Below are 23644 nucleotides of genomic sequence, written 5' to 3' on the forward strand. Positions count from 1 at the left end.
GTTTATGATGAAGAAAAGGAACCTGCTGCTTGCAGCTGGGCTTATCATTTGTGCAGCCTTGTTTTCTTATTACCAAAATAACAAACTAGATTGGAGCAGCTATACCATAACATCACAAAAGTTAGCTGGTGCTGGTGTGAAAATTGTTCAGCTGTCTGATTTACACAGCAAGCAATTCGGTGAGAATCAGACGCGGCTCGTTACCAAGGTGAAAGCAGTCAAACCTGATATTATTACATTTACAGGTGATCTTGTTGACCAGAAAAAATATAATGAAAAAGCTGCTCTTGCTTTAATGAAGCAGCTTGCAGCTATTGCACCAACCTTTTATGTTACTGGAAATCATGAGTATTGGTCTGGGCGTTATGAACAGTTGGAGGAAGGGTTAAAGGCGGCCAATATTAATATCTTGCATAATCGGAAGGAAAAGCTTCACATGAACGGAACGACGCTTCTTATCGCAGGTGTTGATGATCCAGCTGTCAGCGGAAACGATGATGCGGCATTAACAGTTGAAGGGGAGCTGAAAGTAGCTCTAGAAGGCGTGACAGAGCAGGATTTTGTTCTGCTGTTATCACATAGACCTGAGCTATTTTCCTTATATGAAAAGCATGATATCGATCTTGTATTGTCTGGACATGCACATGGCGGCCAGGTGAGAATCCCTTTTGTTGGCGGATTAGTCGCACCTGACCAAGGCTTTATGCCAAAGTATACTGCAGGTATGTTTGAAAAAAATGAAACAGCAATGATTGTAAATCGCGGGCTCGGCAACAGTATTATTCCACAAAGGGTGTTTAACACCCCGGAAATAGTCGAGATTACTATTAAGAATAAATAGCCTTAAAAGGAGAGGATGCAGAGAACTGTATCCTCTCCTTTTTTGAGTTATTGACAATTAATTTAAAAATGCATAGAATATAAACAAACGAAAGTAAAATTTGTTTGTTTAAATACAAACTTTTAAACGGAGTGTTTGTTTATGAAGGAAGACTATTTTAGCAAATCAACCCTAGAAGACTTAAAAAAGGGATATGTCGAGGAAACGGACACTTTTATCTGTCTTTTATGCGGTGAAGCAGTTGAAAAAGGAATCATCTATCCTGATGGAAATGTGCTGTACGAAGCGGAAAAGTTTATGAAGCTTCATATTGAAAGAAGCCATCAATCTGTTTTTGAATATTTAATAAGTCTTGATAAAAAAATAACAGGCCTAACTGACCACCAAAGCAATCTGCTTCGCCTCTTTTATCAAGGTAAGAGTGATGCGGAGGTACAGAAGGAGCTTGAAATCGGCAGTGCCTCAACGATTCGTCACCACCGCTTTGTGTTGAAGGAAAAGGAAAGGCAGGCAAGAACCTTTCTTGCATTGATGGAGCTGTTAAAGGAAAAAGATGACCATGCGCCAAGCTTTGTACCTATTCATAAAACAGCAAAACAAGTGGATGACCGCTATAACATCACAGAGGAAGAACAAGAGAAAACAATTCGCAAATATTTTGAGAACCAGCCAGAAGCAAAGCTGAAAAAATTCCCTTTAAAAGAAAAGCAGCGGCTGATTATTTTAAGAGAGATTATGAAAAGTATCGATAATGAAGTGATATACAGCGAAACAGCTCTGAATGACTTACTAAAGCCAATCTATGAAGACTATGTACTAATTCGAAGATTGCTGATTGAGTACGGCTTTATTGACAGGAAAGACGACGGAAGCGAATACTGGGTCAAAAAATAATGCCAAGCAGGTGAATAAAATGGACAGGAAAAAGGAATTAAAGCAATTATATAAAGAAACACCAGTCGAAGCAGGTATCTATCTCATTAAAAATCGTGAAAATGGCAAGCTATTTGTTGGAAGCACACGAAATCTGAAAACATTAAACGGTGTGAAATTCACACTCGAAAACGGTGGACATACGAATAATGGGTTAGCAGCTGAGTGGAAGGAATATGGAAAGGATGCCTTCACATTTGAGGTGCTGGAAGTCTTAAAGAAAAAGAACGATCCATATTTCAATGAAAAAGAAGAACTAGGCAAGCTGGAGGAAAAATGGCTAGCAGAGCTGCAGCCGTTTGGAGAAAGAGGCTATAATTAAGAGGATGGGATGCCCATCCTTTTTTTATGGTTGGAAAAGTAAATATGGCACAGATACTTCCTCTTGGTCCAATCCTTGTTGCTCTTTAAGGAATATATACTGCTCTGCTTCCTTTAGCTCCATCCAAGCGATAGCTTCAATCTCTTCAGGCTGCTGTATAGCTAATTTCCCGCTCATAATTTTTCCGTAAAAGGTGAAAAAGACAGCATGGTGACCTCTGTCTGGAAAAAATTTTTCTGTAATTGAAGAAATTCCGCCTACCTCAACCTCTAATCCTGTTTCTTCCGCTACCTCTCGGACAGCTGCATCCATGAGAGTTTCGCCCTGTTCAACAGCCCCGCCTGGCAATGTCCAGTAAGGACCATTGCTGCCGCTGTTTTGCACCATTAAGACATGTTTTTTTTCATCATCAAACAGCAAAACATAAACAACATCTACTCTTTTCAATCGACTTACACTCTCCCTATGGTAACTCGTAATTTAATAAGCTTAGTGTATAGATAAAGCTGTACTTTTACCATATTTATTCAATAAAATTTAACACTAGTAATGCATACTATTTTTTGCTGCAATTATTTTATAAAGCAGTATTCTGAAATTAATGAGGAAGGAAAAACTGGAAATAAAGCAGAATCAATTAAGAGACACTAAAAAAGGAGTGACAAAGTTGAAACCAGCAATTACAGATTATCCAGAGCATTACCGTAATTATGTTAACCTTGTGCCTGAGGGAAATATCATTGAAATCCTCGAAAGCCAGCTTCATGACACGAAGAACCTGCTTGCAGACATAAAAAAAGAGCAGGCTGATTTCCGCTATGCAGAGGGAAAATGGAGTGTGCTTGAGGTTGTCGGCCATGTGATGGATACAGAGCGAATTATGAACTATCGGATATTGCGAATGGCAAGGGGAGATCAAACACCGCTTGCTGGGTATGATGATGAAAAGTATGTGGAAGAATCTAACTTTTCAAGCAGAACGATAGCTGATCTTCTGGCAGAATGGACTGTTGTAAGAGCTGCCACTGTTGCTTTGTTAAAGGGGCTGCCTGAAGCATCTTGGACGAAAACAGGCTTTGCCAACAATGGAGAATTCACAGTAAACTCTATTGCTTATATTATTGCTGGCCATGAGCGTCATCATGTCGGTCTCCTTAAATCAAGATACATGCTTGGTTGATGGTTTAGGGAAAGCATATTGGCAGTAAATCAAGTCGCCAATATGCCAGTTCCCGACAGATAGATGTTAGAGCTTATATTTATAAAATCTTTCAGCAGTGGTGAGAGATGTTTATCTTTGTGCCAGGCGAGATTTGTATAAATAGATGGAAGACTATTGCCCCAATCCAGCTTCTTAATTAAACCAGTCTCAGCCTCTTTTTCTATCGCCATTAACGGCAATATGGCAGCACCCATCCCTAAAAGGGCACATTGCTTAAGTGCTTCAATGCTAGAAAATTCCACCTTGGAGCGTGCATAATTCCCTGAGAGTGCCAATGTTTCTTCAAACGCTGTCCGATAAGAGCAGCCTTCCTCTGTCAACAGCAAGGTTTCCTGTGCTAATTCCTCTGGAGACACATATTGTAATTGAGCTAGTGGATGATCAGAGGCGACAAAGAGCACCATTTCCTCCTCCAAAAGCCGGACTGTATGCAGATAAGTGTCACTCCGGGAGATATCGGTAATGAAAGCAGCATCCAATTCCCCTTTTAACAGTCCTTCTCTGGCATGTTCATCAGAATGGGCCGGTTTGAAAATAACCTTCACCTCAGGATATTTCTGCTTAAATGTCTTTAAAATCGGCGGCAGCCTGTAAGTACATTGGCTTTCTTGCGCACCAATAATAATTTTGCCTGTCCTTGCTTTTTCATTAATAGATGTATGCGCCTCTTCTGACAGTCTGATTATTTCATCGGCATATTGCTTATATTTTTTTCCTGCATCCGTTAAGACAATCCGCTTGCCGAGCCGTTCAAACAACGGAGTACCAAGCTCTGCTTCAAGACTTTTTATTTGGGCTGTCACACTCGATTGTGCAAAGTTGAGCTGCTTGGCAGTCAACGTGAAATTTAAATTTTCTGCTGCAGTTTTAAATGTTTTTAGCTGTTTAATCTCCATATTCCCACCTCTAAATCGGTTTTTTCGATGATTTAAATAGTTATATTCAGCTTTTTTGATTAATGCTACCATTATAAAATAAAGATAAGGAAATAAGAACTTAAAAGGAGGATTTTTAATGAAGGCATTATGCTTTATGGAATTTGGACAAAAGGAAGTGTTGCGTTATATGGATGTGCCTCATCCGGTTATGAAGGAAGATGAAGTGCTAATAAGGACAAAAGCAATCGGGCTGAATTATGCTGATATTTACAGAAGAAAGGGCCATTATCATCTTGAAGGCGAACCGCCGTATATTCTCGGCTACGAAGGGGCAGGAGTTGTAGAAGCTGTTGGCAAACAGGTGCAGGGAATTAAGATTGGTGACTCCATTGCTTTCGCTGATGTACCTTATGCTAATGCCGAATTAGTGGCAGTCCCATTTCATAAAGCCATCCCAATCCCTGATAATATTGCCTTTACAGACGCAGCGGCTGTTCTGCTTCAAGGTTTGACTGCTCAATATTTGGTAGCGGACAGTTTCCCTGTCCAACAAGGAGATACAGTGGTTATTCATTCAGCTGCAGGCGGTGTCGGTCAGCTGCTTGTTCAATTGGCTAAAATAAAAGGAGCAAAAGTGATTGCTATTGTCTCATCAGCGCTTAAAGCAGAGGCGGCCAAAAAAGCAGGAGCGGACCATACGCTCACATATGCTGATAATTGGACAGCTTCCGTGCAGGAATTGACCGATACTAAGGGAGCGGATGCAGTCTATGATGCGGTCGGAGTAACTTTAATGCAAAGCTTTGAAGCAGTAAAGGTAGGCGGTACGGTAGTATTTTACGGAATGGCTGGCGGCAATCCACCGCTCATAGATCCTCGTATGTTGATGGATACAAGCAAAACACTCACAGGTGGAGACTTGTGGAATGTCCTAACTACCAGGGAAAACCGAATCACCCGCGCAGGCGAGCTGTTTCAGCTAATGGCAGAAGGCAAGCTTTTGCTTCCTTCCATAACTACCTTTCCATTAAGCGAGGGGCAAGCTGCTCATGGCTTGTTGGAAAGCAGAAAAAACATCGGAAAAATAATCCTCCTGCCATAAGAGCTGGAGGATTTATTTATTAGTCCAAGTAAAGCACACCGCCGGATGATACCGTAAAACCGGACGTTTTGTAAAAGTTAGCATTATGCTCATCAAAGGAAACAGTCAGAATTCCTAACCCGAACTGTCTTGCCTCCGCAATCAATGCTGTGACAAGTTCCATGCCAATACCTTGCTTTTGTTTGCTTGGATGGACCATTATGTCCTCCACATAACCGTGTTCCAAGCCCATCCCGCATACATAGCCAAATGCGACAAGCTTGCCGAACTCATCCCTGCCGCCAGCCCAGAAATTACATCTCTCTAATAAAGAAGGATAGTCCTTATCCCGTCTTCCCCAGCCAACAGCCTCCCTGAGGTCAGGAACTTCATGATTTTCAATTGGAAGGTTAACCGCAATATTTACTTTCATGTATGCCACCCCTTTTTTTAATGAAAAAATGCTGTAAAGTAATTATAAAGGAATAGATTAGGTAACTTGACTATTTTTTTGTAAATATAGAATCTTTATGAAGATATATTCGTATAGTTACATCATGAGAGTGGGGTGATTAACATGGGGAAAACAAAAACAGTCATGACAGGGATTTTATCAACAGCTGTCCTTATTGGCATTACCGGCTGCAGCAGCAGCGGAACAGCAACAGGCAGTTCATCAAGCAATAGCGATATTCCACCAGTACCAGATGATACAAACTGCACCAATTGGGAATGGGATGATGATGATGGTGTCTGGGAATGCGAGGACAGCAATTCCAGATATTACGGCCATTATTTCTACGGTGGAAAATATTATAATTCAAAGTCTTCTTTGCTTAAAAATACGAGCTATAAGAAACAGCAGCAATCAAGCAGCTCCAGTTCAAGTGTGAGCGGTGGCAGTGATTCAACCAATAAATCAAGCGGCTTCGGAAGCGGCAAAAAAAGCTATGGCGGCTAATATATTTTAGAAAGGGAGTGTAAACGTGAACTTATACCTTAATTTCGGTTCTTATTTAGGAGTAGCAATTGTGCTGCTAGTTATCGGTATTCTGTTATTTATGTTAAGTACACCAAAAATAAATGAAATGAGGCTGATTGCAGAGAAAAATGTCAGTGCGGCACTGCTCCTTGGCGGTAAGGTCGTCGGCTTGGCAATAGTATTAGGAGCAGCAGCTGAATATTCGGTTTCACTGATAGATATGGCGATTTGGGGAGCAATCGGTATTGTAGCACAGATTGTCGTTTTCGTATTGGCAGAGGTAGTTACAATCCGCTTCAGTATCAGCAATGCTATTAAAGAAGATAATCGGGCAGTGGGCGTCATGCTGTTTTCATTATCTCTTGCGATTGGCTGGATTGTGGCAAAATGCCTGTCCTATTAATGAGGGAGCTGTAAAATGAAAAAACTGACGTATTTTATTGATAAAGGCAACGGAAACTATGAGCCATTTTATGAGTATGATGTTCGGGATGTTGGTATTGATGAGCTGTATGCAAGGCAATTATGCACATACCTCATCATGAGAGGCCAGCAATATGAGCTTGTATGCAATGAGATGTCAGGCAATGAGGAAATTCTCGTCATTCAGGACAGAGGCAGAAATGTCACCGTGCTTGATGAAAAGAACTACAGAGGCAAAGGCATCCATATCGAGTTTAGAAAGCATCGTGAAGCAGATAATTATCAATTGCTTGCTTCGATTCCTATCGCAAGCCACTTTGATGTGATTCGCTTTTTACTGAAAGATATCACGGATATTCCCAATGTTGGCCAAATGGAGGTAACTTCAACAGAAATCGATGAAGACAGAGGCGTATACGTCCTGTATGTAAAGGATTTGGAGGAGGAATAGAATGGATCGCCACATAGAAAACAGAAGGCGCTTCTATTCGCAGATAGACAGCTTCTGGGCAGATCTTTATGGGGAGGAGTATGCCCTTTATGATGTGCATATGCTGTCACAGGAAGAAGTGGAAAAGATACGCCAAGTCAGTGAATATACTGGGCGAATATTCTTTAAAACATGGGAGCTTTTAAAGGAAGTGCCAGACCGGACATTGCGGGAAATGGGCTTTCCAGAAGAAGCCTTCTCTTTCTTGCGTCTGGAGACAATGGCAATAAGAAGTGTTATTTCCAGGCTTGATTTAATCCCATATCAAGACAGCTATAAATGCATTGAAATTAACGCAGACACACCAACCTTTATTAAAGAGCTGTTTTCCATAAACGGCAAAGTATGCTCAGAGTTTGCCGTAACAAATCCGAATGAAGGCTTGGAACAGGCATTAAAGAAGGCTGTCCGCACTGCGATCGAGGAAGCAGCAAAGGCAATTGGCAAGGACAGGCCAACGATTGCCTTTACTGCCCATGACGACAATATCGAAGATAAAGAAACAAGCCTGTACTTGCTGAACATTTCAGAAACAACCGGCACATACATACCGCTGCATAAGCTCCAGATTGAAAAGGGGAAGGGGCTGTTTGACGAGGCTGGAAATCAAATTGACATCCTGTACAGACAAACCTTTCCAATTGAAAATCTTATTCTTGATGAAGATGAAGAAGAAAATAAAATTGGCATCTGGCTGTTAGAGCTTGTTGAGGAAGGGAAGCTGTCCATCATCAATCCACCATCTGCCTTCCTGCTGCAAAACAAAGCAGTTCAGGCAGTTATTTGGAATCTGCATGAACAAAGACATCCATTTTATACAGATGAAGAGCATCACTGGATCGAGTCCTATTTTCTGCCAACCTACCTCGAGGCTGAACCCTTCATAGAGCGGAATATGGATTTTGTGAAGAAGCCAGCCTTTGGCAGAGAAGGAGACACTGTTGAAATATATAAAGGGAGCGGCAGGCTCGCCCTTGCGGATACCCAGAAGTCCTATACCGACTTTCTCCCTGTCTATCAGCAGTACATCGAGCATCCAAAAGCATCAATACAGACAGAAAAAGGCCGACAAGAAGGGAGCCTTCTTATCGGCAGCTTCCTTCTTAATGGAAAGCCCTCAGCCATCGGACTTCGGGCTGGAGGTACTATTACGAATAATTTATCTTATTATCTTCCGGTTGGGGTTAGGGAATAAAAGAAAAAAGGGTATCAGAAGGAGATCTGATTCCTTTTTTTGTTTTGCTTTTTAAATATAATATCTTTTTTATTTTTACTTGAATGTTAGCAATCAGTGACCTGCATTATCTGTAAAGTGCCCGTCACCATCATTCATAGAAATATACAAATTTCATGAGTCAGCTGAAGTTCCTGAATATCCTACTGAAAACCCATTAATGGTGTCGTAGTAAGTCCTTAATAAAAATCCCAGCTAGTTTTGTGAATGAGCTGGGATTTTACGTTTTTTTGTGTGTAAATGAAAAATTTAAGAATGTTGGGCTAAGTCGATGCATTTCTTCGCTTCTAATAGTTAGTTATTTTTTAACCCAGCTGCATAAAGAGGACCGTTGACTGTAATGGTTGTCAGGATACGAGCCATTTCTTGGGGAGATTCCTTCCTGCCACTATGCAACCACTGTTGCACTACTCCAATCAATGCCGTTCCCATGTAGGATGCCAAGTATTGCCCTGGAACAAGGAAATTTTCTTCTTTTACAAGAGAGCTTGGATTGTTTCCATAAAGTGAATTCCAGATAAATTCTCTCAGTCTTGTCTGAAATGATAAATCACCTTTTGGACCTAATAAAGCTTTCATAATAGCACTATTACTGTTTAAATATTCAAATAATGCAACGGTAAGAGGAAATGGTGGCACAACTGGAGCATCCGCCTCAAGTGAAGCAATAACACTGGGGAAGTTTTGCTTTGCAATACTGGACATTTCCTCCATGATTTCTTCTTCACATTTTGCCATTAAGTCAAATTTATCTTGATAATGGGCATAAAATGTTCCTCTGTTAATTTTTGCTTTAGTTGTTATATCTTTAACTGTAATGGCTTCAAAACCTTTTTTGGTTATTAACTCTATCAATGCGTCTAGAATAGATTCCTTCGTTCGAGTGACTCTTAAATCAGTTTTACCTTCAGACATCTCAGGTTCCTCCTTTGTTGTTATCCAACACAATTTATAAAGGTGTTCTTTATCCAACATATACTATTTATTTGCTTATTGAAGGAAGTACATTTCATCCATATAATTTAGAAGATAATAAACAACACGTTGTTCGTTTATTATACTTATCTTTTTGGAGGAGTTCAAATATGTTTAAAAACAAACTATTACTGTTATCACCATTCATTACATTGGTCATAATATTTATATTTTTATTAACATTAATTCCATCGGTCCAACCAGTGCCTAAAAATCTGCCGATAGCAATTGTGAATGAGGATGCTGGAGTGAAGATACCAGATCAATCAGAAATGAATGTGGGCAAAACAATAGTGGAAATGATTAAAGAAAATTCACAGACAACTTCAGACCAAGAAGACCCTGCAGTCAAATGGATTGAAGTAAGTAGTCTTAAGGAAGTTCAAAAAGGATTAGATAACCAGGAATATTATGCAGCCATGGTTATTCCGAAAGATTTTAGTGCTAACCAGGCTTCTTTACAAACAGCAGCACCTGCTTCACCATCTGAACTTCAAATCTTTATTAATCAAGGTATGAATACAATGGCATCAACATTGGCAGGGCAAATTTTGAACGGTGTAGTGGACAATATAAACAGCAATGTTCGTACACAACTACTAAATGGACTAGAAAAACAAGGAACAGCAATAAGCATACAACAAGCTGAAGCCCTGGCAACACCTATCACTTCAAAAGTTACTAATGTTAATGAAACTGGTACTAAAAGTGCTAATGGCAATGCACCTGTTTCTTTATTCCAGCCTCTTTGGATGGCAAGCTTAGCGAGTGCTGCCATTATTTTTATTTCACTTAAAAAGGCAACCATAACTAGTCGAAAAGAAAGTTTAGTAGTGAGATCAGTGCAGGTTTTTATTGGAGCAATTATCACACTGGTCGTAGGATTTGGATTAACTTGGCTGGCAGATGGAATGGTAGGACTTCATATTCCTGATTTTTTGAGTACAGCTTTATTTTTATCGATAACATCCTTTAGCTATTTTCTAATGATTTCAGCTGTCCTTTCCATTATGGGACTAAGAGGTATGCCTATTTTTATCTTAATGCTATTCTTTGGTGCACCATTACTGGCAATGGCTCCAGAAATGATGTCACCATTCTATCAAAACTGGGTCTATTCTTGGTTACCGATGCGATTTATGGTAGAAGGCTTACGAGAACTACTATTCTTTGATAAAGGTTTAACTTGGGATTCTGTTTCTACCCTTGTTTGGATTGGAGTTGTAGGCTTTGTCGTCATCTTAGCTTCTGCGTTAAAATTCAAAGCAACAAATAAGCAAACACAAAATTAAAAATTAGAAAAAATCCCAGCTTATCAGAAGTAGGGTTATGGTCAAATGAAAGAGGTATTTTCATTCTAGACAATCAACCGTTTTGAACTGCGATGCATATAATTTATCTATGTCGGTTTTTAGGTGAGTGTAATGAAGCTGGAGGACAAAACCTTAGATTGTCGTTTATTAAGGGAAATACAACGGGATATTGATATTGTGATTGCTTCGTTGCTTTTAACTGGGCAAATAACCGTTAGCCGAATTTACTTTGGTCCAGGTTACTTTGGTTTTACAGTCGGCGGGCCAATTACAGGTGGATCTAGGCTAGAAGCGAAAAAGGGCAATCAGTTTGCTGATATTTCATTAGATGTTATTGATATTATCTTAGCCATTCTGTTGATAAAGGACGAAATTAATCTTGTTGGTCTGTTTATCTCATCAGATGCGAGATTTTCTTTAAGTATCAGCGGACCCATTTTTGGAAGGGAAAAGGTAGTTCCGGTTCTTCCATACTTAAAAAAGAATCAAAGGGAATTCAGAAATATTGTCAATACCAGCTTTCGTCTCGATACACAGCTAGTGGATAAACTTAAAAAAGCTAGTGAGGTGTTCTAAATGAGTTTAACAGATTTGCCTGTCATTAAAGGAACGAGCAGTACAGGGAAGTTTCTAATCGCATTATCTCTTGTGATTTTTATTTTCTTTTTTACTCAAGATAAGGAAATGGATAAATAAATACTTTCAAACGCTAAACAGCAAAGCTGCTTAGCGTTTTTTGTTGTCGTTAAATAGCGAAAATTCTAATAAATACTAGAAAAATAACAAATCCACCCAAATAAATCGTTTACATTTCTGTTGACAAATGTTGAAAACGTTTTATAATGGTAAACAAAGGTAACTTAGTATACAAGTAGACAAGTAAATAAGTATACAGGTTAAAATTCAATTCCTTGGGGTGATTAATATGAATGCAACAATTATTGAAGAGTTAAAGCAAAATGCAGTTGATCTTAGAAAAACGGCACTGACGATGATTCATAAGGCACAATCAGGGCATCCTGGAGGTTCATTTTCGGCGGCTGATATTATTGCGGCACTGTATTTTAAGGAAATGAACATCGATCCAAACAATCCTAATTGGGAAGATAGAGACCGTTTCGTTTTATCAAAAGGGCATGTTTGTCCAATTCAATACTCGGCTTTAGCGCTAAGAGGGTTTGTTGAGTATGACACCATTTATACACTCCGCCAAATGGGGTCTCCATTCCAAGGTCATCCGGATATGAAGAAGTGTCCAGGAATTGATATTTCTACAGGCTCTTTAGGTCAAGGTCTTTCATGTGCAGTCGGAATGGCGTTGGCAGGAAAAAGAGACGAAAAAGAATATAGAGTGTTTGCAATGGTTGGTGATGGCGAATGTCAGGAAGGACAGATTTGGGAAGCTGCACAAAGCGCCGTTAAATATGAATTAGATAACTTAGTAGTTTTTGTGGATGATAATGGACTGCAAATTGATGGTCCAACAGAAGAAATTATGCCGAACCAAGATCTTGAGCTGAAGTTTAAGTCCTTTGGTTTTGAAACAACAAGAATAGACGGCCACTCAATGGAGGAAATTGTTGCAGCACTAGACAGTGCAAGAAACTCTAAGAATAACAAACCGAAATGTATTGTTTGTAACACTGTAAAGGGAAAAGGTGTTTCCTTTATGGAACATTCGGTAACTTGGCACGGAATTGCTCCTAATGATGAAGAATACCAAAAAGCATTGGCAGAATTAGAGGGAGGGCTAAAATAATGAGTGAAAACAAAGTGTTACAAAAGAAAGCAACAAGAGAAGCCTTTGGTGATGAAATTGTCCGTCTTGGCGGATTAAATAAAGATATTTACGTTGTAGATATTGATATCGGTAAGTCTTGTAAAACAACAGAATTTGCCAATAAGTTCCCGAAACAGCATGTTAATGTCGGGATTGCTGAACAAAATGGCGCTGGATTAGCAGCAGGTCTAGCGACTACAGGCAAAATTCCTTTTGTAAGCACTTACGCGGTCTTCGGCTCGATGAGAATGGCAGAACAAATTAGACAGGAAATTTGTTACCCGAACTTGAATGTGAAAATTGCTTGTTCACATGGCGGTCTGACGCCAGCAAACGACGGTGCGAGCCATCAAGCGATTGAAGATATGGGTGTTTTGCGTACAATCCCTAACATGACAGTTGTGATGGGTGCTGATTATCATTCCACAAGAAAATTGGTGGCGCAAGCTGCTGAGAAATATGGTCCTGTCTATCTTCGTTTTACACGAGATACGATGCCATTCATTTACGATGAGAATGAAGAGTTTATTATCGGCAAAGCGAAGCGATTAAAGGAAGGCCATGATATCGCCATTATTGCAAATGGAGATACTGTCTATCTTGCCTTGGAAGCGGCGAAGCAATTAGAAAGTAAAGGTATCTCTGTGAAACTGCTGGATATGCATACGATTAAGCCATTAGACAGAGACGCAGTTGTAGAGTGTGTGAATATCGGCAAAATCATCACTGTAGAGGATCACAATATTATCAATGGATTAGGCAGCGCTGTATGTGAGGTCGTTGCAGAAGAAGGTAGAGGGAAAGTGCGCAGAATCGGTGTTCAAGACCAGTTTGGGCAATCTGCTCCATATGAAAAATTATTAGAGCTGAACGGCATAACAATAGAAAATATCGTAAACACAGCGCAAGAATTGCTTCAATAATACTATTAAAGGGAGAGAATACTATGTTTAAATTAGATAATAGAGTTGCGATTGTAACAGGAAGCGGTTCGAAAAAGGGAATTGGACGCACGATTGCTTTAACACTTGCGAAACAAGGTGCCATTGTCGTAGTTGCTGATTTAAATGAAGAAGGAATCGAAGACACAGTTAATGCCATTAAAACACAAGGTGGAGAGGCATTTGGTGTGCTGTTGAATGTTACCAGCCAAGAATCCAATGATGCGATGGTTCAAAAAGTCTTAGATAAGTATGGCCGCATAGATATCTTAATTAACAATGCTGGAATCTCTCAAAAAGTAACAGTTGAAGACATGACAATTGAGGATATTACAAAAGTATTTAACGTAAATATGTTTGGATTATTCTTATGTACACAAGCAGTCCTAGACACAATGAAAAAACAAAATTTCGGCAGAATCATCAGTCTGTCTTCCGTGTCAGCAAAACGAGGCGGCGGTGTGTTCGGGGGAGCTCATTACTCTGCATCAAAAGCGGCTGTTCTAGGATTTTCGAAAAACTTAGCTCGTGAAGTGGCACAGCACGGAATCACAGTCAACTGTGTTGCTCCTGGTCTTGTAAACACAGATATTTGGAAGTCACTTCCGGAAGAACAGGCAGCTAAAGTAATTGATGGAATTCCAATGGGCAGACCTGGTGAAACAGAGGAAGTGGCTGCAGCTATTGCGTTTTTAGCAACGGAAGAGGCATCCTATATCACTGGGGAAGAAATAGATATTAACGGCGGATCACATATGGACTAATTAACCACTTTCTAAAAATAAATCATAGCCTTAGATAAAAGAAGCTTCGGCTATGATTTATTTTACTTTTATTGCGCTTACATATTTTTATTTTATATAATAACCTTATAGTATAATAGGTTATCTAATAATATTAACGCAGAGAGAAGTGGTTATTATTAATTTTAATCCAGTTTCCAGCAAAAAATTGTATATGCAAATATATCAGCAAATCTTATCAGAGATTGAGTCAGGAACTTTTAAAGTAGGAGATAAGCTGCCTGCAGAAAGAGAATTATGTGAGCAGTTTGGTGTCAGCCGTGCTCCAGTTCGTCAGGCACTGAGTGCATTGGAGTTAAATGGATTCATTTATTCCCGCCAAGGCGAAGGCGTTTATGTAAAAAGCAATCAAAACCAAGCTAACAATTCCCACGATCCTATCTCATTTGATTCTGTTTCTCCAGAAGAAATAGTAGAGGTTAGAATGAACATCGAGCCTTTAATCATTAAGTTTGCCGCACAGCGTGCTACAGATGAGGAAATTGCTGTGCTCAGGGAAACAATAAACAAGATGGAAGAGGAAACAAAGTCAGGTGTTTACGTTCCGGAAACAGACGAAGCACTTCACTATAATATTGCAAAAGCCTCTCATAATGAATTGTTCATCAATATTATGGCAGCAATCATTAATGCGATGAAGAAACAGGAAATGTGGCAGTTCATACGAGATCGTACTGTAACAAGACCAGATTATTTGGAAGTAAATTTAAATGAACATAAACAAATCATCGAGGCTATAGAAAAACGAGATGAAAAAAAAGCGACAGACATTATGACTAACCATATGCAAAACTTATATGACCGTTATTGGAAATGATGAGCTGCTTTTATTACATAATTTGTTGAGATAGCCTAAACAGGATTGCTTAGGAATGGCTTTAGGCGCTCTCAACATATTATTTAATAGTAACTGCTTTATTTTTTTAGTGTACTTAGCATACAAGAAGATAAGTATACAAATGTTAAGTAAAAAAGAAAGCGTATTCAAATATAATGCTAGACTGATAGATTCATTGTAGTGAAGTTCGAACCAATAAAAAGGCTGAGGTGAATAATATGCCATTACTTTACGTATCTGTTGGGGTAATAATATTAATCTTTTTAATTATGAAGCTGAAATTAAATACCTTCTTCTCACTGATTATTGTCTCTTTTATCGTTGCCCTGCTTTTAGGGATACCTTTAGAAGAGATTGGACTAATTGTTGAAAATGGATTAGGCAGTACATTAGGACATATAGCGTTAATCTTTGGACTTGGTGCTATGCTAGGTAAATTAATCGCTGATGCTGGCGGAGCAAACCGGATTGCGATGACGCTTATCAATAAGTTCGGAAAAAATAAAATTCATTGGGCGGTTGTTATTGCTTCCTTTATCGTCGGTATCGCCTTGTTTTATGAAGTAGCCTTTGTGTTAATCGTACCGATTATATTCACAATCGCAAAAGAAGTGAAAATCTCGATTGTTAAATTGATTTTGCATATGAGTGCGGCTTTGCTGATCACACACAGTTTTTTGCCGCCGCATCCAGGTATTACGACAGTTGCGAACGGACTTGGCGCAGATGTTGGGACTGTTCTTTTATACGGGCTGATTATTTCGATTCCTTGTGTGATTATCGCAGGAGTCATCTATCCGAATATTGCTAAAAGAATCGTGCCAAGTGCCTTTGAAAAGGTTACCCCAGACGGAGTTTTTAAGGAAGAGAAATCTTTTAAATTAGAAGAAACACCAGGCTTTGGCATCAGTGTATTTACAGCGATGCTGCCAGTAATTCTGCTGGCAATTGCTGCTGTTATTAAAATTATTGAAGAAGCACTGAATTATCATGACGGCCTTATTTTTAAGGTGCTGCAATTTCTTGGTGAGCCTTCCACTGCAATGATTATTTCGCTGTTAGTTGCGATTTATACAATGGGCATAAAAAGAAACATTGCTATGGTGGATTTAATGAAATCCTGTACGAAATCTATTAATTCGATTGGGATGATGCTGCTAATTATCGGCGGAGGCGGTGCCTTTAAACAAGTCATCATTGAAGGCGGTGTTGGCGAATATATCGCAGAACTATTCGAAGGCTCTGCATTATCACCAGTTTTATTTGCGTGGATTGTGGCTGCGATATTAAGAATAGCTCTTGGGTCTGGAACGGTTGCGGCCATCTCCACAGTTGGTTTAGTCACACCAATGCTTGCAATGCACCCAGAAGTTAATTTAGCGCTCGTAACTTTGGCGATAGGCTGCGGCAGCACGATTTGTTCTCACGTTAATGATGCTGCGTTTTGGATCGTGAAGGAATATTCGGGCATGACGCTGAAAGAAACATTTGGAACATATACCGTTCTTTCCACAATTTCTTCTGTTATTGGCTTGGTTTGCACGCTGATTTTAGACTTATTTGTATAAACTATAATTAGGAGGTTTTACGATGAAAATAGCAATTGGATGTGACCATGGCGGCGATGATTTAAGACCTGTTATCGCGGAATATTTACAAGAATTAGGGCATGATGTAATAGAGTATTCACCTAAGTCAGGAGAAAGCACAGACTACCCTCAATATGGCAAAATGGTTGCAGAGGATGTTGTGGCAAATAAAGTAGATGCAGGTATTTTAATTTGTGGAACGGGTGTGGGCATATCGATTGCTGCCAATAAGGTCAAAGGCATCCGAGCAGTAGTCTGCAGTGAACCGGCAACAGCAAGGCTATCAAAACAGCATAATAATACGAATATTTTAGCGTTTGGCGGAAGAATAGTCGGCAGTGTTTTAGCAAAAGAAATTGTAAAGGCTTGGTTAGATGCAGAATTCGAGGGAGGCAGACATACAAGAAGAATTGGCATGATTGCTGATATCGAAGAAGAATTCCTATGCTAAGAAGTATTGGAGGAAGTTACTATGAAGAAGCTCGCAGTCATTACGAGCGGCGGTGATTCACCAGGCATGAATGCTGCCCTGTTTGGAGTCGTAAAGGAAGCAGCACGCCATGAAATACAAGTTTTTGGCTGTGTAAATGGCTATATTGGCATCATAAAGGAAGAGTTTATGCTGTTAACTGAATCAGAGCTGTTTAAAGTCATTGATATTGGCGGAACCATTCTCGGTACGCAACGCTTTCCCGAGTTTGCAGACAAAGACATCCAAACAAAAGCAGTAGATATCTTAAGGAAGCATGAAATAGACGGGCTTGTTGTAATTGGCGGAGACGGCAGTTATCAAGGCGCTAAAGCCTTGTCCCAATTGGGCTTCCCTGTTGCTGCCATACCTGGCACGATAGATAATGATATTGCCCTTACGGATATCACACTTGGCTTTCACACTGCTGTAGAAAATGCCGTTGATGCCATTGATAAAATAAAAACATCAGCAGCAAGCCATAAGCATATTTTTGGTATAGAAGTAATGGGCCGTGAAGCCTCTGATATCGCCATCTGGGCCGGCCTGGCAACAGCTGCTGACGGCATCATCGGCACAAGCGAAGACTGGAACTTAGAAAAAGTGCTAGAAGGAATGAGAAGTTCTGCTGGAAAAAGCCAAATTTATATTTTGGCGGAGGGTGCGATTAGTGCAGAAAAGTTTAAAGCAGAAATCGAAAGTCATTCCGAATTTAAAATCCATCCACTAGTGCTTGGTCATATTCAACGAGGCGGAAAACCTTCTGTTACCGATCGTATCATGGGCATTAAATTCGGTGAAAAAAGTGTGGAAACATTGCTTGCAGGCAAAAGCGGCATATGCCTTGCTGTTCACGCTAATGCTATAGTTGAATTGGAATTAGGGAAGGTGCTTTCTAGTACAAATAAAGAGCCGTTTTTGCCTTATTAAATTTGTAAAGATTTTTTAGAAAGCTGCTGATGGCAGCTTTTTTTGCTATTATCATTGTATATTATCATTAACAGAAAATGAAAAACGAAATATACGAGGTACATAAATGTACGAATTTGAACAGGAATCCAGAAAAAAAGCGAAAGGTTCTAACACTTATATAGTCTTATTTGTTATATCTTTTTTTGTAAATCTTCTTTTTTTCCTAATAGAAGGAAATATCATTCGCAGCTTATTCAGTTTTGTATTTTTCCTGCTAGTACTTGTGTTTGGACTGCGAAAGAAATTATGGGCGCTGATTATTATTAAATATACAGTTTGGCTTCATTTAGTCGCTCTTGTTCTGTTAGCTGTCGGTGCTATCTTTAAATAAAAGGAAGGAAGATACAAATCAGTCTTCCTTCCTTTTCTATGTAGCATCCTTCTTCATTAATGCCGCAATATTTAAGACAATAAACAATAAGACAATGATTACACCTGCCGCATTCATTGTATGATGGCCAATTACTTTATAAGTAATGGCGGCAAGAAATAAAAATAAAGAAATAACATTTAACCACTTAGTATTCATCCAACGCTCCCTTTTACAAATATATCCATATATTTATTTTACCATAAAAATACATATATGTGTGTTGAATACTAAATATTACTTAATTGGTGGTTTCTCGCTTTTTAAATAGGTTTGGCAGTAAAATTCCGAGCCCGATAAGCAAGGCAATTACACTAAGAGTAAGCAAGGGTCCGCCATGTTCTTCAAGTAAATCGTGAAAATTTGCTGCTGAAGTGTTTTGAGTGGTACATAAGATGGCTATAAACATATAACGGGTAGAAAATAATAGCACAGAAGACAGGATACATGCAGCACTGATGATCGTTGTTTTCATAGAGCCTCCATTTAGTGTAATAGGGTAAAAAATCAAAGCAGCCTTGTGGAGGCTGCTAAAGGTTCCTTATATGCTTGTCTTTGGATGTTTTATTTTATAAACGATGGATGCCATAATATTGGCAAGGAAGAATAGAGCATTTCCTTGATTATGGCTGTGCAGCACTAATTCACCTGCATTCATCTCGTCGTACATTTCTCCCTGTGTTTTGCCTTTTGCTTTGTACTTACGTTCTTCTTCCTTTAATGCTACGAGAAAGCGGTATTGAACTGGCAGCATTACAATGGAAAGCAGCACATAAATACCAATCACGGTGAAGAAAATAGTGGAGTATATTTCAGTTACCTCCTTTACAGTAAAATGGGAATTTTCCGTTACTTGTAAATATTATAACATTAAATGTAATTTATTTCCTCTTGAATACTGGTTTTCATTTCACATTCGTTAACGTACTAACATAAAAGTTCCTTACAAGACAAAAACTATGCCAAATTTCATTTTTTCAAGGGAGAATGCCATGGATTTACTGATTACGATTATTTTACTGTTATTATCCTTGCTGATATCTAATATTATCAGTCACTACATACCTTCCATTCCAACGGCGCTCACTCAAATTGCGTTTGGAATGCTGTTAGCTTTCTTTTTTGAGGATATCTCCTTTGAAATAGAAACAGAGTGGTTTCTGCTGCTGTTTGTAGCACCGCTTCTTTATAATGACGGACGGTATTTTCCTAGAGAGGAGCTGTGGAATATGAGGGCGCCGATTTTCGGAAATGCGATTATCCTTGTTATCCTGACAGCAATCGGCGGCGGTTATTTCATTCATTGGATGATACCGGTCATACCTCTCGCTGCAGCATTTGCACTTGCAGCCATCCTGTCACCGACAGATCCTGTCGCTGTTAATGGAATTGCCAAACGCATTCACATTCCAGCTGGCGTGCTTCATCTTGTCAGAGGAGAATCGCTGATTAATGATGCCTCTGGCTTAGTTGCCTTTAACTATGCTGTTGCGGCAGTTGTGACAGGTTATTTCTCCTTGCATGAGGCAACTCTTGATTTTGTATATAAATTTATATTAGGAGCTTTGCTTGGAGCGGCGTTGGCGTTGCTAATCACATGGGTGCGATTTATTTTACGCAAACAAGGAATCAATGATGTTACTTTTCATTCCTTGCTGCATATCATTACTCCGTTCATCATTTTCATCGTGACAGAGGATTTGCTTCACGCATCTGGCGTAATCGCTGTCGTTGTTGGCGGGATCGTTCATTCATTAGTAAGGGAAAGGCGCGAATCTGCAAGCCCTGAAGAACAGGTGCTGACAGAAAATATTTGGTCGCTTATTCTGTTTACATTAAATGGAGTTGTGTTCTTACTGTTAGGCTTGAACATTCCATCCTCGATGAGAGAGACCGTTTCAGATCCAAGTATCGGCAATTGGCTCGTTATCGGCTATTGTCTCGCCATCGGCCTTGTTATATTAGGCATTCGTTTTGTTTGGGCATATGTGTTTGCTCATTTTGAATATCGTTATTTGAACAAGGGTGCTAAAAAACCAGATATAAAAAATGCCTTGTTCGTCTGTTTAACAGGTGTGCGCGGTGCTGTGACAATGGCAGGGATATTATCGATTCCCTACTTTTTAGACAGCGGAGATCCTTTCCCAGCAAGGTCCTTGCTCTTGTTTTTAGCAGCAGGAGTTATTCTGTTTACATTAATTGTAGCAACCGTGTTTCTTCCAGTCTTAAGTAAAGGAGAAGATATGGAGGATGCAGAAGGAGAAAAGGATTTGTCTCCATTTAAGCAGAGACTGCTAGAGAAAGCTGTCGACCAGATCAGGTCTGTAGTCAATGAGGAAAATAAGACAGCCGCTTACGAGCTAATCGGAGAATACCGGCGCCGAATTCGTGAACTGGCAAGAGACCAAGGCAAGAAGATTTCGGCAACAGATGTGGAATTGGATGTGAAAACGGAAATCCGCATCAAGGCAGTCAAAGCAGAAAGAAGATATATCCAGTCACTAATGGATAAGAACAAAATCGATGAAGAGCTTTTCTGTACATTTGAGAGGTCGCTTGAATACAGGGAAGAGGCATTAGCTGGCAGTTTGCAGTCTGGTACCCTTTATCTTGTCGGAAGAATGCTGAGAAAGTGGAAAAAGGTAAGAAAGTTTTATCGTAAAGATAAGGAATTGGCGATTGCCAAGCTGGAGAAAGGCAAGGATGTTCAGCTGCAGGCCATGCAGGCAGCAATCGATTTCCTAAAGGACTATGCAGAGGAAATGGAAGAGCTCAAACAGCAGATTCATGCAGTTATCCTTGATTACAAGCTCATGATGGAAAGACTGCGAACATCATCGCGAAATTATGACGAAATACAGGAAGAGCAGAAGGAAGAGCTTCGTATAAAGGTGCTTGATGTAGAAAGAGCAGAAATTCAAAGTATGTATGAAAGTGGAGAGATTAACAGGGACCAGGTAAAGGAGCTTAGACGATTTATTAATTACGTCGAAAGTGCCGCTTTACATGAGCATGCAGAATAAAGACTAACGGCAGCCTATTTTTTACAGGCTGCTGTTTATTTTTCGGAAACAAGAAAGCGGTTTCTGTTATAATGAGAGGAAATACTGCAGGCGAAGGGAGGATTGGCATGCTGTCTGGGAGACAAAGGGGAATCTTGCTGCTGCTGAGCAGACATAAGGAACCGGTTACGGCTGAATGGATAGCGAAAGAGCTGAGTGTGAGCGACAGAACGATTCGCAAGGAATTGAAGAATATGCAGGGTGACTGCAAACAACTTGGAGTGAGCATCAGCCCTATTAAGGGAAAAGGCTACTGTCTACATATATTAGACCATGAAGTGTTCCAGCAGGAAATCAATCCGATTCTGACGGAAGCCGATTCAGGAGGCTATGATTTTTCTGACCAAAAGACAAGGGTGCATTTTCTCTTGAAACATCTTTTGCTGCAGGAGGGTTATGTAAAGCTGGAGCAGTTTGAGAGAGAAATGTATGTTTCGAAATCAACTATTCAAAAGGATCTTCGGCATGTTCGGGAAATGCTTGGTAAATATAAGCTGTCACTGCTAGTCAAGCCTCACTATGGTGTAAATGTCGCTGGGAGTGAATACAGAAAGCGATTATGCTTCGCCAACTACAGGCTGATGGAAGACTCTTCTAAAAACAATAGCAGGTTATCAGAGAAAGCCTTTGCTGACCAAATAAAAAGAATCATTATTAATAAAGTAAATGTTCATAAAATTGAAATTTCTGATGTTGCCTTAGGTAATCTGACAAATCATATTGTGATTGCTTGCAAACGGATGGAACAAGGCTTTGCGATGGGAGAACTGGAGCATACAATCGGGGAGGCGCATCCCTTCGAGAAAAAAGTAGCGTTAGAAATTATTGGAGAGGTAGAAGCGCTAGCAGGCTTCTCGTTTCCTAGTGCGGAGCTTGAATATATAATTATCCACTTGATGGGCACGAAGCTTCTGCATGAAAATGCGCTGACAGAGTATCGCGAATTTGATGAGACACGAGAAATTGTCAGCTGTATGGTAACAAGGCTGAAAGAGGAGCTCAATTGGGATTTCACATCAGACCGGGAGTTTTTACACGCTTTGGCGCTTCATATTAGGCCTGCCATTAACCGGCTGCGCTTTGAAATGAATATTCGCAATCCGCTCGTTAATGATATTAAAGTAAAATACCCAAGTGCCTTTGAAGGAGCCATCATTGCCAGCAAATGTTTGGAAGACTGGCTGTCCGTTAAAGTGGAAGAAGATGAAATCGGCTATATTGCCCTTCATATCGGTGTTGCACTTGAGCGTATGAAAAGAAAAGCCAGGAAGCAAAAGCGTGTTATTCTTGTATGTGCTTCAGGTGTGGGAAGTGCAAAGCTGCTGTCCTACAGGCTGCAGGAGCAGTTTAGCAGAGAGCTGGAAATTGTGGAATGCATTAATTACTATAAGCTGGCAGACTATGATCTTTCTGCAATTGACCTTGTTATCAGCACGATTCCGATAGCGGAAAGGTTAGCAGCACCTGTGCAAGTTGTCAGCAACTTTCTTGAAGCAGACGATATAAAAGGAATAAAAAAGCGCCTTACCTCAACAAAGAAGGCTACTAAAGACAGTTATCTTGCTGAAGACCATGTGTTTATCGGTAAACAGCTGGAAACGAAGGAAGCTGTTATCGAATTTTTGAGCAATATCCTTTATGAACAAGGTCTTGTTTCCAAACAGTATGGAAGGCTTGTGCTCGAGCGGGAAGGAATTGCCTCCACTAGCTTTGGCAATTTGGTTGCAATCCCTCATCCGACCATGCCGGAAACAAAAGATACATTCTGGACTGTTTGCACATTAGCAAAGCCGATAAGCTGGAATGAAAATCAGATGGTTCAGGTTGTCTGCTTGTTAAATATAAGCAAGGACGCAAAGGGAGATTTAGAGGAAATGTATGAGCAGCTCATTTCCATCATTGAAGATAAAAAGGTGATACAGCAAGTAATCAAGGCAAAGTCCAAAACGGAAGTCATCGAGTTATTTCAAACAGAAACAGTAAGAAGCTAATTGTTTGTGCAATTAGCTTCTTTTTATTTCATGTAGAGATTTCCGCTTCTAAGCGGAAAATGCAAATATGATAAATTAAGCGCTTTCATTATACAATGAGGAAGTAGAGAAATTCCTTATAAGGGGGACAAAAAA

The 23644-nt window shown here is 39.8% G+C and carries 28 protein-coding genes; 21 read left to right on the plus strand and 7 right to left on the minus strand.

Going from position 1 to position 23644, the window contains the following annotated elements; genetic code table 11:
- Positions 1-4: 4 nt before the first annotated feature.
- The 3 genes from ACLIJJ_RS11265 (at position 5) to ACLIJJ_RS11275 (ending at position 2096) form a co-directional block, all read left to right on the plus strand.
- Entirely contained in the window at positions 5-841 is an 837-nt protein-coding gene (locus tag ACLIJJ_RS11265) for a metallophosphoesterase (RefSeq protein ID WP_233315878.1), read from the plus strand.
- Positions 842-982: 141 nt separating this feature from the next.
- Complete coding sequence (locus ACLIJJ_RS11270; protein WP_237942045.1) at positions 983-1735, plus strand: DUF2087 domain-containing protein; 753 nt, start codon at positions 983-985, stop codon at positions 1733-1735.
- 19 nt (positions 1736-1754) lie between these two features.
- On the plus strand, positions 1755-2096 hold the full coding sequence (locus ACLIJJ_RS11275) for a GIY-YIG nuclease family protein (protein ID WP_233315876.1): 342 nt from the start codon (positions 1755-1757) through the stop codon (positions 2094-2096).
- 24 nt (positions 2097-2120) lie between these two features.
- Here the strand turns inward: ACLIJJ_RS11275 and ACLIJJ_RS11280 are convergent, their stop codons facing one another.
- Positions 2121-2543 (minus strand): NUDIX hydrolase, encoded by a 423-nt coding sequence (locus ACLIJJ_RS11280; RefSeq protein ID WP_233315875.1) that lies wholly within the window; start codon positions 2541-2543, stop codon positions 2121-2123.
- A gap of 220 nt (positions 2544-2763) precedes the next feature.
- Here ACLIJJ_RS11280 and ACLIJJ_RS11285 point away from each other — a divergent pair, with 220 nt between their 5' ends.
- Complete coding sequence (locus tag ACLIJJ_RS11285; RefSeq protein ID WP_411410886.1) at positions 2764-3276, plus strand: DinB family protein; 513 nt, start codon at positions 2764-2766, stop codon at positions 3274-3276.
- A gap of 29 nt (positions 3277-3305) precedes the next feature.
- Here the strand turns inward: ACLIJJ_RS11285 and ACLIJJ_RS11290 are convergent, their stop codons facing one another.
- Positions 3306-4214: a LysR family transcriptional regulator gene (locus tag ACLIJJ_RS11290; protein ID WP_411228714.1), complete on the minus strand. Its 909-nt coding sequence runs from the start codon at positions 4212-4214 to the stop codon at positions 3306-3308.
- 118 nt (positions 4215-4332) lie between these two features.
- On the opposite strand from ACLIJJ_RS11290, the gene ACLIJJ_RS11295 reads away from it, so the two are divergent.
- Complete coding sequence (locus tag ACLIJJ_RS11295) at positions 4333-5298, plus strand: quinone oxidoreductase family protein (protein ID WP_411410887.1); 966 nt, start codon at positions 4333-4335, stop codon at positions 5296-5298.
- Positions 5299-5317: 19 nt separating this feature from the next.
- Here the strand turns inward: ACLIJJ_RS11295 and ACLIJJ_RS11300 are convergent, their stop codons facing one another.
- On the minus strand, positions 5318-5710 hold the full coding sequence (locus tag ACLIJJ_RS11300; RefSeq protein WP_237942042.1) for a GNAT family N-acetyltransferase: 393 nt from the start codon (positions 5708-5710) through the stop codon (positions 5318-5320).
- A gap of 144 nt (positions 5711-5854) precedes the next feature.
- Here ACLIJJ_RS11300 and ACLIJJ_RS11305 point away from each other — a divergent pair, with 144 nt between their 5' ends.
- The 4 genes from ACLIJJ_RS11305 to ACLIJJ_RS11320 are packed head-to-tail and all read left to right on the plus strand — an operon-like array spanning position 5855 to position 8367.
- Positions 5855-6238: an aminotransferase yhxA gene (locus tag ACLIJJ_RS11305; RefSeq protein WP_233315870.1), complete on the plus strand. Its 384-nt coding sequence runs from the start codon at positions 5855-5857 to the stop codon at positions 6236-6238.
- 25 nt (positions 6239-6263) lie between these two features.
- Positions 6264-6662, plus strand: coding sequence for a DUF350 domain-containing protein (locus ACLIJJ_RS11310; protein WP_233315869.1), 399 nt, complete (start codon positions 6264-6266; stop codon positions 6660-6662).
- 15 nt (positions 6663-6677) lie between these two features.
- Positions 6678-7133, plus strand: coding sequence for an RNA helicase (locus ACLIJJ_RS11315; protein WP_233315868.1), 456 nt, complete (start codon positions 6678-6680; stop codon positions 7131-7133).
- Between the two features lies 1 nt (position 7134).
- Positions 7135-8367, plus strand: coding sequence for a glutathionylspermidine synthase family protein (locus ACLIJJ_RS11320; protein ID WP_411410888.1), 1233 nt, complete (start codon positions 7135-7137; stop codon positions 8365-8367).
- Positions 8368-8700: 333 nt separating this feature from the next.
- Here the strand turns inward: ACLIJJ_RS11320 and ACLIJJ_RS11325 are convergent, their stop codons facing one another.
- A complete protein-coding gene (locus ACLIJJ_RS11325; RefSeq protein WP_411228717.1) occupies positions 8701-9321 on the minus strand; it encodes a TetR/AcrR family transcriptional regulator in 621 nt (206 codons plus the stop codon).
- A 170-nt stretch (positions 9322-9491) separates the two neighbouring features.
- On the opposite strand from ACLIJJ_RS11325, the gene ACLIJJ_RS11330 reads away from it, so the two are divergent.
- From ACLIJJ_RS11330 to ACLIJJ_RS11375, 10 genes are all read left to right on the plus strand, one after another.
- Positions 9492-10673, plus strand: coding sequence for a YhgE/Pip domain-containing protein (locus ACLIJJ_RS11330; RefSeq protein ID WP_237942037.1), 1182 nt, complete (start codon positions 9492-9494; stop codon positions 10671-10673).
- 132 nt (positions 10674-10805) lie between these two features.
- The gene (locus ACLIJJ_RS11335; RefSeq protein WP_237942036.1) at positions 10806-11270 is read left to right on the plus strand and encodes a hypothetical protein; all 465 of its coding nucleotides are present in this window, start codon (positions 10806-10808) and stop codon (positions 11268-11270) included.
- Positions 11271-11619: 349 nt separating this feature from the next.
- Positions 11620-12453, plus strand: coding sequence for a transketolase (locus tag ACLIJJ_RS11340; protein ID WP_233315863.1), 834 nt, complete (start codon positions 11620-11622; stop codon positions 12451-12453).
- Positions 12453-13397, plus strand: coding sequence for a transketolase family protein (locus ACLIJJ_RS11345; RefSeq protein WP_233315862.1), 945 nt, complete (start codon positions 12453-12455; stop codon positions 13395-13397). Before ACLIJJ_RS11340 ends, ACLIJJ_RS11345 begins: the two co-directional genes overlap by 1 nt.
- 23 nt (positions 13398-13420) lie before the next feature.
- Positions 13421-14179, plus strand: a complete 759-nt coding sequence (locus ACLIJJ_RS11350; RefSeq protein WP_237942035.1) for an SDR family NAD(P)-dependent oxidoreductase — start codon at positions 13421-13423, stop codon at positions 14177-14179.
- A gap of 193 nt (positions 14180-14372) precedes the next feature.
- The gene (locus ACLIJJ_RS11355) at positions 14373-15035 is read left to right on the plus strand and encodes a FadR/GntR family transcriptional regulator (RefSeq protein WP_233316148.1); all 663 of its coding nucleotides are present in this window, start codon (positions 14373-14375) and stop codon (positions 15033-15035) included.
- A gap of 239 nt (positions 15036-15274) precedes the next feature.
- Complete coding sequence (locus ACLIJJ_RS11360) at positions 15275-16624, plus strand: gluconate:H+ symporter (protein WP_233315860.1); 1350 nt, start codon at positions 15275-15277, stop codon at positions 16622-16624.
- Between the two features lie 22 nt (positions 16625-16646).
- The gene (rpiB, locus tag ACLIJJ_RS11365; protein WP_411410889.1) at positions 16647-17096 is read left to right on the plus strand and encodes a ribose 5-phosphate isomerase B; all 450 of its coding nucleotides are present in this window, start codon (positions 16647-16649) and stop codon (positions 17094-17096) included.
- A gap of 21 nt (positions 17097-17117) precedes the next feature.
- Complete coding sequence (locus ACLIJJ_RS11370) at positions 17118-18044, plus strand: ATP-dependent 6-phosphofructokinase (protein WP_233315858.1); 927 nt, start codon at positions 17118-17120, stop codon at positions 18042-18044.
- A gap of 106 nt (positions 18045-18150) precedes the next feature.
- Positions 18151-18417 (plus strand): hypothetical protein, encoded by a 267-nt coding sequence (locus tag ACLIJJ_RS11375; RefSeq protein ID WP_233315857.1) that lies wholly within the window; start codon positions 18151-18153, stop codon positions 18415-18417.
- Between the two features lie 36 nt (positions 18418-18453).
- Here the strand turns inward: ACLIJJ_RS11375 and ACLIJJ_RS11380 are convergent, their stop codons facing one another.
- The 3 genes from ACLIJJ_RS11380 to ACLIJJ_RS11390 form a co-directional block, all read right to left on the minus strand.
- Entirely contained in the window at positions 18454-18615 is a 162-nt protein-coding gene (locus tag ACLIJJ_RS11380) for a hypothetical protein (RefSeq protein ID WP_233315856.1), read from the minus strand.
- An 82-nt stretch (positions 18616-18697) separates the two neighbouring features.
- Entirely contained in the window at positions 18698-18931 is a 234-nt protein-coding gene (locus ACLIJJ_RS11385) for a hypothetical protein (RefSeq protein ID WP_237942032.1), read from the minus strand.
- A 66-nt stretch (positions 18932-18997) separates the two neighbouring features.
- Positions 18998-19243, minus strand: a complete 246-nt coding sequence (locus ACLIJJ_RS11390; RefSeq protein WP_411410890.1) for a DUF3949 domain-containing protein — start codon at positions 19241-19243, stop codon at positions 18998-19000.
- Positions 19244-19448: 205 nt separating this feature from the next.
- Here ACLIJJ_RS11390 and ACLIJJ_RS11395 point away from each other — a divergent pair, with 205 nt between their 5' ends.
- Positions 19449-21479, plus strand: a complete 2031-nt coding sequence (locus tag ACLIJJ_RS11395) for a Na+/H+ antiporter (RefSeq protein ID WP_233315853.1) — start codon at positions 19449-19451, stop codon at positions 21477-21479.
- 107 nt (positions 21480-21586) lie between these two features.
- Positions 21587-23509 carry a BglG family transcription antiterminator gene (locus tag ACLIJJ_RS11400; protein ID WP_233315852.1) on the plus strand — a complete coding sequence of 641 codons (1923 nt, stop codon included), beginning with the start codon at positions 21587-21589 and terminating at the stop codon, positions 23507-23509.
- Positions 23510-23644 lie beyond the last annotated feature (135 nt).

This window comes from Niallia laureatilytica (assembly GCF_046613985.1).
In the GTDB taxonomy this organism is placed as follows: domain Bacteria; phylum Bacillota; class Bacilli; order Bacillales; family Cytobacillaceae; genus Niallia.

What these genes read in the sequence shown, in the direction of transcription:
- ACLIJJ_RS11265 (WP_233315878.1), top strand. Translation starts at nt 5, where the DNA reads ATGATGAAGAAAAGGAACCTGCTGCTTGCAGCTGGGCTTATCATTTGT.
- ACLIJJ_RS11270 (WP_237942045.1), top strand. Translation starts at nt 983, where the DNA reads ATGAAGGAAGACTATTTTAGCAAATCAACCCTAGAAGACTTAAAAAAG.
- ACLIJJ_RS11275 (WP_233315876.1), top strand. Translation starts at nt 1,755, where the DNA reads ATGGACAGGAAAAAGGAATTAAAGCAATTATATAAAGAAACACCAGTC.
- ACLIJJ_RS11290 (WP_411228714.1), bottom strand. Translation starts at nt 4,214, where the DNA reads ATGGAGATTAAACAGCTAAAAACATTTAAAACTGCAGCAGAAAATTTA.
- ACLIJJ_RS11295 (WP_411410887.1), top strand. Translation starts at nt 4,333, where the DNA reads ATGAAGGCATTATGCTTTATGGAATTTGGACAAAAGGAAGTGTTGCGT.
- ACLIJJ_RS11300 (WP_237942042.1), bottom strand. Translation starts at nt 5,710, where the DNA reads ATGAAAGTAAATATTGCGGTTAACCTTCCAATTGAAAATCATGAAGTT.
- ACLIJJ_RS11305 (WP_233315870.1), top strand. Translation starts at nt 5,855, where the DNA reads ATGGGGAAAACAAAAACAGTCATGACAGGGATTTTATCAACAGCTGTC.
- ACLIJJ_RS11315 (WP_233315868.1), top strand. Translation starts at nt 6,678, where the DNA reads ATGAAAAAACTGACGTATTTTATTGATAAAGGCAACGGAAACTATGAG.
- ACLIJJ_RS11320 (WP_411410888.1), top strand. Translation starts at nt 7,135, where the DNA reads ATGGATCGCCACATAGAAAACAGAAGGCGCTTCTATTCGCAGATAGAC.
- ACLIJJ_RS11325 (WP_411228717.1), bottom strand. Translation starts at nt 9,321, where the DNA reads ATGTCTGAAGGTAAAACTGATTTAAGAGTCACTCGAACGAAGGAATCT.
- ACLIJJ_RS11330 (WP_237942037.1), top strand. Translation starts at nt 9,492, where the DNA reads ATGTTTAAAAACAAACTATTACTGTTATCACCATTCATTACATTGGTC.
- ACLIJJ_RS11335 (WP_237942036.1), top strand. Translation starts at nt 10,806, where the DNA reads ATGAAGCTGGAGGACAAAACCTTAGATTGTCGTTTATTAAGGGAAATA.
- ACLIJJ_RS11340 (WP_233315863.1), top strand. Translation starts at nt 11,620, where the DNA reads ATGAATGCAACAATTATTGAAGAGTTAAAGCAAAATGCAGTTGATCTT.
- ACLIJJ_RS11345 (WP_233315862.1), top strand. Translation starts at nt 12,453, where the DNA reads ATGAGTGAAAACAAAGTGTTACAAAAGAAAGCAACAAGAGAAGCCTTT.
- ACLIJJ_RS11350 (WP_237942035.1), top strand. Translation starts at nt 13,421, where the DNA reads ATGTTTAAATTAGATAATAGAGTTGCGATTGTAACAGGAAGCGGTTCG.
- ACLIJJ_RS11355 (WP_233316148.1), top strand. Translation starts at nt 14,373, where the DNA reads ATGCAAATATATCAGCAAATCTTATCAGAGATTGAGTCAGGAACTTTT.
- ACLIJJ_RS11360 (WP_233315860.1), top strand. Translation starts at nt 15,275, where the DNA reads ATGCCATTACTTTACGTATCTGTTGGGGTAATAATATTAATCTTTTTA.
- rpiB (WP_411410889.1), top strand. Translation starts at nt 16,647, where the DNA reads ATGAAAATAGCAATTGGATGTGACCATGGCGGCGATGATTTAAGACCT.
- ACLIJJ_RS11370 (WP_233315858.1), top strand. Translation starts at nt 17,118, where the DNA reads ATGAAGAAGCTCGCAGTCATTACGAGCGGCGGTGATTCACCAGGCATG.
- ACLIJJ_RS11375 (WP_233315857.1), top strand. Translation starts at nt 18,151, where the DNA reads ATGTACGAATTTGAACAGGAATCCAGAAAAAAAGCGAAAGGTTCTAAC.
- ACLIJJ_RS11380 (WP_233315856.1), bottom strand. Translation starts at nt 18,615, where the DNA reads ATGAATACTAAGTGGTTAAATGTTATTTCTTTATTTTTATTTCTTGCC.
- ACLIJJ_RS11385 (WP_237942032.1), bottom strand. Translation starts at nt 18,931, where the DNA reads ATGAAAACAACGATCATCAGTGCTGCATGTATCCTGTCTTCTGTGCTA.
- ACLIJJ_RS11395 (WP_233315853.1), top strand. Translation starts at nt 19,449, where the DNA reads ATGGATTTACTGATTACGATTATTTTACTGTTATTATCCTTGCTGATA.
- ACLIJJ_RS11400 (WP_233315852.1), top strand. Translation starts at nt 21,587, where the DNA reads ATGCTGTCTGGGAGACAAAGGGGAATCTTGCTGCTGCTGAGCAGACAT.